The sequence below is a fragment of the Nonomuraea sp. NPDC047529 genome (assembly GCF_040642995.1).
Taxonomy (GTDB): Bacteria; Actinomycetota; Actinomycetes; order Streptosporangiales; family Streptosporangiaceae; genus Nonomuraea.
In genome coordinates this window covers 1-4,096 of the sequence record NZ_JBEYTJ010000096.1, presented here as the reverse complement: position 1 = coordinate 4,096, position 4,096 = coordinate 1, and the positions used below count along the sequence as shown (strand labels likewise).

General features: G+C 61.5%; 4 protein-coding genes and 2 pseudogenes. 3 read left to right on the top strand and 3 right to left on the bottom strand.

What is annotated here, in order from left to right:
* Window positions 1–71: 71 nt before the first annotated feature.
* Window positions 72–381 (top strand): annotated as a pseudogene (locus ABZ815_RS52610) (integrase core domain-containing protein); the annotation flags it as partial.
* Between the two features lie 79 nt (window positions 382–460).
* Window positions 461–748: pseudogene (locus tag ABZ815_RS52605) on the top strand (integrase core domain-containing protein); the annotation flags it as partial.
* A gap of 39 nt (window positions 749–787) precedes the next feature.
* On the opposite strand, the gene ABZ815_RS52600 reads toward ABZ815_RS52605, so the two are convergent.
* Together ABZ815_RS52600 and ABZ815_RS52595 are read right to left on the bottom strand one after the other, a co-directional pair.
* Window positions 788–1,501 carry a DUF6461 domain-containing protein gene (locus ABZ815_RS52600; protein WP_357711084.1) on the bottom strand — a complete coding sequence of 238 codons (714 nt, stop codon included), beginning with the start codon at window positions 1,499–1,501 and terminating at the stop codon, window positions 788–790.
* Between the two features lie 84 nt (window positions 1,502–1,585).
* Window positions 1,586–2,671, bottom strand: coding sequence for a NucA/NucB deoxyribonuclease domain-containing protein (locus tag ABZ815_RS52595; protein ID WP_357711082.1), 1,086 nt, complete (start codon window positions 2,669–2,671; stop codon window positions 1,586–1,588).
* Window positions 2,672–2,756: 85 nt separating this feature from the next.
* Between ABZ815_RS52595 and ABZ815_RS52590 the strand changes: the two genes are divergently transcribed.
* Window positions 2,757–2,987 carry an Imm8 family immunity protein gene (locus tag ABZ815_RS52590; RefSeq protein WP_357711080.1) on the top strand — a complete coding sequence of 77 codons (231 nt, stop codon included), beginning with the start codon at window positions 2,757–2,759 and terminating at the stop codon, window positions 2,985–2,987.
* Window positions 2,988–3,051: 64 nt separating this feature from the next.
* Here the strand turns inward: ABZ815_RS52590 and ABZ815_RS52585 are convergent, their stop codons facing one another.
* Window positions 3,052–3,873 carry a hypothetical protein gene (locus tag ABZ815_RS52585; RefSeq protein WP_357711078.1) on the bottom strand — a complete coding sequence of 274 codons (822 nt, stop codon included), beginning with the start codon at window positions 3,871–3,873 and terminating at the stop codon, window positions 3,052–3,054.
* Window positions 3,874–4,096 lie beyond the last annotated feature (223 nt).

Sequence of the window (4,096 nt, the reverse complement as noted above, 5' to 3'; positions counted from 1 at the left end):
TCCCGCCGAGGCGTTCAACGAACATCTATGCTCACTGACAAGCAGTGTTGCAACGACTCCTTGAACCCGAGCAGTACACGTCTTTCCGGTTCACCACGCACCTGCTGGCGGCCGGGATCGACGCCTCCATCGGCACCGTCGGCGACGCGCTCGACAACGCCCTGATGGAATCGCAGATCGGCCTCTACAAGACCGAGTTGATCAAGCCCCGAGGCCCCTGGCGCAGCCTGGCCGACGGTCGAGCTTGCCACCGCCGAATGGGTCGCCTGGTTCAACGCCACCCGCCTGCACTCAGCGATCGGTCACCTACCACCAGAGGAGTTCGAAGGTCTCTACTACGCTCAACACCACCCCAACGAACCCATCGCAATCAACCGCTGAGGTCTCCATCAAATTCGGGGCGATTCACCGTCCATCCAACACGCTACGGCCCCACCGACTTGACATCCATTAGGAACTCAACGGCGCCTGCTACAAGTCCCACCTGTGGCGAGACACCCTCACCGGTCTGGGCATCACCCACAAACGCACCCGCCCCTACCGGCCCCAGACCAACGGCAAAGTCGAACGCTTCCACCGCACCCTGGCCGACGAGTGGGCCTACGCCCAGCCCTACACCAGCGAAACCGAACGCCGCCAAGCATTCCGATCCTGGCTCCACACCTACAATCACCACCGAGCACACACCGCACTCGGCGGTCGCCCACCTGCCAGCCGCGTACCTAACCTCTGTGGTCAGTACACCTAGCGACAAGGATCCCTAGGTCAGCGCAGGCTGGCCAATCTCCTACAGGTCAGCTTGCCGAATTGCGGCAAACAAGTCGGATGTCCTGAGCGATGTTGCCTCTCGTTGCCCGGCGGCCTCTCCTGAGGGGGCTTCTGCCTCATGAGCGATAACGCCGCTCAGCAACACTGCGTTCAAGACCTCCTGTGACATTAGGACGCCTGTTATGCGGGCTGCGAGCATCAATGCTTCGCTCATTGTCGGGGCTTGAGGGCCGGTATCCCATTCATCATCTGTCTCTGGTGTGGCATGCACTCCTGAGAGGTGATTCGGGTGGATGCCCACTGCCTCCATCGCGTCCAGGAGACGATCCGGATCGCTGCCGTACCTCCACGCAGGTTTCCTCGGATCGAAGGAGGTCAGCCGATCTCCATCGATGGCATAAACGAACAGATCGGTCGCGTAGTCGTGCCGTAGTACGGATATGAGCTCTGTCTTGGCGGACAGCGCACGTATGGTGTCAGGTTCGGTCGCCTGGCTGCCGTTCCGTTCGATGAGCACAACCCAACCCTCAAGGCGCCCAGCGAGAACCGTGTGCGGGAACAGCCCTTCGTCAGCCAGTTCCCTGTAGGTCAAGGGCCGGATGCTCTCCTCTGCGACGCCCATCCGCCGTAGCGCCTCTGCCTCATCGAGGCCGCGCACGAAGGTCAGGCACCAAATGTCGCCCAACTCCCAGCCAGAGGCGATCCAGCTGAAATCGACTCGAGGAATCTCCACGCTTCCGGCCCTCCTCGTCTACCAGCTGCCCTCTTAGGTTGAAGAGGGGTAGGGCGTGGCTATCCTACCCCTCTTCGACTGATCTCAGGAGAGCTTGATCCAGAAAGCATCTCGCTTCGGAATGCGATTGTTTCCGTACCAGGCGCCTAGGACATGGCCGTGAGCTTGGTTGTGAGTGGCCCTGATCAACAGGACCGAGAAGTTGAAGTCAGGGTTCGCCCCGAGGGACCCTTCGTCCGTTGAAGCGAACGGGTACTCGTCGCAGTTTTTGGCCAGTGGGTCATACTTGACGTCACTTACCCAGGTACTTGAAATCTCCCTGCGGCATACTGCGTCGGACAAACTACGTTGAGCTGCGTTGAGGTCGTAGAGCGGGTCGCTTACAACGCGGTGAATCGGCCTACTGGCAGATCCCCCCGGCATGTTTTTGCTTCGGCCGGCCGAGTGGGGAAAGGAGACCCCGCCGAGCGCTGGGTAGGTAGGAGCAGTGTTGGGGTCGGTCAGCGCCTTCTTGAGGTGGTCATATTGCTCTTCCCAGGTCTCCCCCTTGTCGTTGACGTCGTTCCGCCTCATCTCCATGTAGGGCTTGCGATAGGTGAACACGCAGCCGCCGGAAGGGCTGTAGACGTAGGCTGCGGAATCGCAGCGGGCCTGGAACTCTTTATCGCTGACGCCGGCCTTCGTCCAGAGGTTGACGTACTTGGCCTTGCTCGCGATCGGAGTAACCTTGACGAGAAGGGAGAACCGGCAGGTCGACTTCAGGTCCTTGCCTTCCGCGCCGATCGACGTGGAGCTCATTCCCCAGTTCTCGATCGGGTTTGTGTTCCACGATGCCTGGGACTTCTCCCGGAGGTTCGGGCCGAATGGCGGCGAGGTCTGTGTCGGTAGGCAGTGACTACTGTTCGGGTGCCCCTTGGTCTTGAGCTTCAGGCCTACAGACGTGGTCAAGAGTGTTCCGCTGCCAACCACGTTGTTGAATTTGGCCTGGATCGTGATCGCTCGCTGATCATTGGCGGCGTCCATGATCAGAGTGATGTCGCCGGTGATGGTGCCCTTGACTACCAGGGCATTGTTCACCCTCTCCGCATCCACTGCGACCACCTGGCCGGAGTAGCATCCGGAGAATCGGCTGCGCATGCTTGTGAACTTGGCCGGACCTGCCTTGGCCACGTCGTCGTCGCAATCCTTCCAAGCTGTGTACCGAAGCGGCTGAGATTTCCCTGTCGGCCATGGCAGGGGGTTCGCTGCCAACGGCGTGGCACCCTTTCAGCTCACCGTCTGTACTCCGTCGGCGCTCGTGGAGAAACTCGGGCAGCGGCCTTTTATCGTCGGTCGGCACTGGCTCTTTGTCGCCGAACTTCATCCTGACAAGGTGACCGAGTGGCTGAGCGATCGGATTACCGTACTGGAGGCGCCCACTTGGGGTGAGCTGGCGGAGAGGATCGGCCGGATCGGGGCGTGGGAGTTCGAGGATCACACCGGGTGAGGGTTGGGGGCTGCTGTACGGCGGGGCCGTACAGCAGTGGTCCCTGGCGGGAGTGTGGTGGGGGTCAGAAGGGGCCGAATTCGGGGTAGCCGGCCTTGATGACGGCCTGGCGGGTCTTCGCGTTGAGCTTCTTCTCGCTGATGACCTTGGTGGCCGCCGGTGCGGTGATCTTCGTCTTGACGCCCCACCCTGAGAACTTGGTGTCGGTGTGGAAGGCCATCTGCTCGTAGGCGTCGCTGTCCGAAGTGGATGTGCTGTCGACGACGGCGCGGGTGAGCAGGTTGTTCTTGTCGAAGTACAGGTGGAATTCGACGTCGCCGTCACCGGCGGCCTTGTTGTGGCGGTAGGCGGCGAGGGTGGAGGTGCCCTGGTATTCGCCGGTCGCCACTTCGGAGGAGTTGGCCAGCATGAACGTCAGGTCGGCCGGCGTGATGCCGGTGTCGAGGATGGAGTTCTCGTGGTCGCCGGTCCTCGTGCCGATCCAGGGACGACCGGCGGGCAGCGCCTTGGCGATTCCGGCGTTCGTCACGTACGCGTTTCTGCCTTCGGCGATGACCCGGTAGGGCGGCTTGGCGGCCTTCTGACGGGAGGACATGCGGACGCGGAGGTCGGCGGCCGCCACGTTGCCCTTGCCGAACGCCAGGGTGCCGTCGGTGCGGGTGTTCACCTGCACCTGCATGGCCTGGTCGTTGGCGGTGAAATCGAGGGTGATGCTGCTTAATTCGGTGATCTTGACACCCTTGCCCGGGAGCAGTTGGGCCTTCAGGGCTTTCACCGGGTCCGCGGGGGCGGCCTGCACGGTTGCCAGGGATGCGGCCTGAGCGGGTACGGCTGCCGCGCACACGACTGCGGCCGTGGTCGCGAGGCTTGCGAAGAAGAGCTTCATCAGGGTCCTTGATCGGGTGAGATATAGCAGAGGAAAGAGTAAGAGAATGGCGTTGGGGAGATGAGGGATATCTCGTAACGATCCTGTGCCGAGTGGTAATTCTGAGTTTCAGTGGTGGTGCGGGATATTGACCTCTTTTCATCCTCGGGCGACTTCGTAGTTCTGCAGAAGAGCGATGGCCTTGCAGAGGTGCCCAGCTTTGAGTGGGCAGCAGCGGAGCTTC